This is a genomic window from Rhizobium sp. 05N430, from assembly GCF_056396985.1.
Genome location: NZ_JBFTMO010000038.1, coordinates 1 through 1947, shown reverse-complemented (window position 1 = coordinate 1947; position 1947 = coordinate 1). Strand labels below are relative to the sequence as shown.

Sequence of the window (1947 nt, the reverse complement as noted above, 5' to 3'; positions counted from 1 at the left end):
GATATCGTTGAAAAACTCGCCGCATTAGCTGCTCATCCGCCCATTTTGATTTTCCGGGCGGAGTACCAACGCGTTTCTGCCCCGCGCCTCGGCGCAGGGTCTCAATTCATGCCGCTCTCATGCGGCAATGACGCCATATGACGTCGTTTGTGGCCTGAGTTTAGCTAACCTCCTTAGATTTTGTGCGGTTGCGGCAAGCAAGAATTCGTCTCTCGCACCACAGGGTCCCCGAAGCCGAAGACGCGCCATCCGTAGAATGCGTTTGAGATGCGCGAATAGCATCTCGACTTTCTTCCGGCGGTGACGCGACAGTTCATATTCTGGTGTGGCCGCAATCGCTCTGGCAACATCGCGCGCATCCTCATGGAGATCGCGCGGCACCTTGCGCATAGGCGTGTTCGGGCAACAACGCTGCTTCAGGTCACAGACATCACAGTCCTTTTTGCTGGCACGATAAATCCGTGTCCCTTCGGCCGTGATCCCCGATCTTGGAGTATTGTAAGTGCGGTGGAACTGCTTCAGTTCGTTCCCGGCCGGACAGATGTATCGCTCGTTCTCGGCTTCCCAGGTGAAGTCCGAACGTGAGAAGGTGCCGTCTGTCCGGTTCGACTTGTCAAAGACCGGAATGTGCGGCGCGATCTTCTTCTCCTTGACCAGCCATGCCAAGTTGTCGGCGGAACCGTAAGCACTGTCAGCAGCCACATAGTCCGGCCGTAAGCCGAAGCGGTTCTCGGTCCTTTCGAGCATCGTGCGGGATGCCCCGACTTCTGCCTGGCGGATCGCACGCGTCGCCTCCACATCGACAATGACACCATGATCGGTGTCTATCAGATAATTGGTGGCGTAAGCGAAGAAGGCATGGCCTTTGTGAGCACCGGTCCATTGGGCGGCAGGATCAGACGGGGAGATAAACTTTGGTGTCACCGGCGACGCAGCACCGAAAGCGGCAWCATCGAGAACAGCCAGATACTCTTGTACCGAGCGGCTAGCGCCTTCCTTTGCTTCCCACTCAGCTCCTGGTACCGAACGCTGCTTGTTGGCATCCGCTGCAATAAGGCTGGCATCGACGGCAAAACCTTCTGCTCCGACCAACCCTTGCGCAAGACAGCGCTCCACCACCGTTTCGAACATGTGTCGCAGGATATCGCTTTGCCGAAACCGGCCATGGCGATTCTTCGAGAAGCTGGAGTGATCAGGCACCTTGCCGTCCAGTCCGAGGCGGCAGAACCAGCGATAGGCAAGGTTGAGATGGACCTCTTCACACAGCCGCCGCTCCGACCGAATGCCCATGGCGTAGCCGACAATCAGCATCCGGATCATCAGTTCGGGATCGACCGAGGGACGGCCAGTGCTGCTATAGAAAGGCTTCAACTGCTCTCGAACGCTATCGAGTTCGAGATGACGGTCTATTCCCCGCAACAGGTGCTCGGCGGGGACGTGATCATCAATACAGAAGTCATAAAAGAGCTGCGCCGGAGCTGCCTGACATCCCATCATCGCTCAATCCTCCGCAAATCAATACGACGATTGAATCAGGGCTTTCCTGCATAAGCAATGCGAATTCCTTGGCAATACGGCTACATCCGGCATCACCGAACAATCTTCAGTTCCATCGGGTCCGCTGTCATCCGTTCACACTGAAGTCCTACTCGCGCCAGAGAGGCCGAGATATCGACGCCGCAAAGGCATAGGTCGAGGTCGTGCCAATCTTTGCCAACAGACCAATTTACAAAAGGATTTTTGTCTCGCCACACGAGGCCATCCATTCCGACAAGCGTCGCCAACTCGCGCGGCGTCTTATAAATTGTTTCGCCATCCACAACCGAGTTACACACATTTAGCCTCCTAGAAAGGCATTACGATATCTCGGCGGGCGTTCGTGTCACGGACGCTAATTTCTAAGGGGATAGATGAGATGCTCACCACCAATAGTTTTTCAACAGTATC

General features: G+C 55.5%; 1 protein-coding gene. It reads right to left on the bottom strand.

All coding sequences use genetic code 11. The annotated features are described in order from the left end of the window. Nucleotides 1-117 precede the first annotated feature (117 nt). A complete protein-coding gene (locus tag AC1DJO_RS29790; RefSeq protein WP_477974126.1) occupies nt 118-1497 on the bottom strand; it encodes a transposase in 1380 nt (459 codons plus the stop codon). Between the last annotated feature and the right edge of the window lie 450 nt (nt 1498-1947).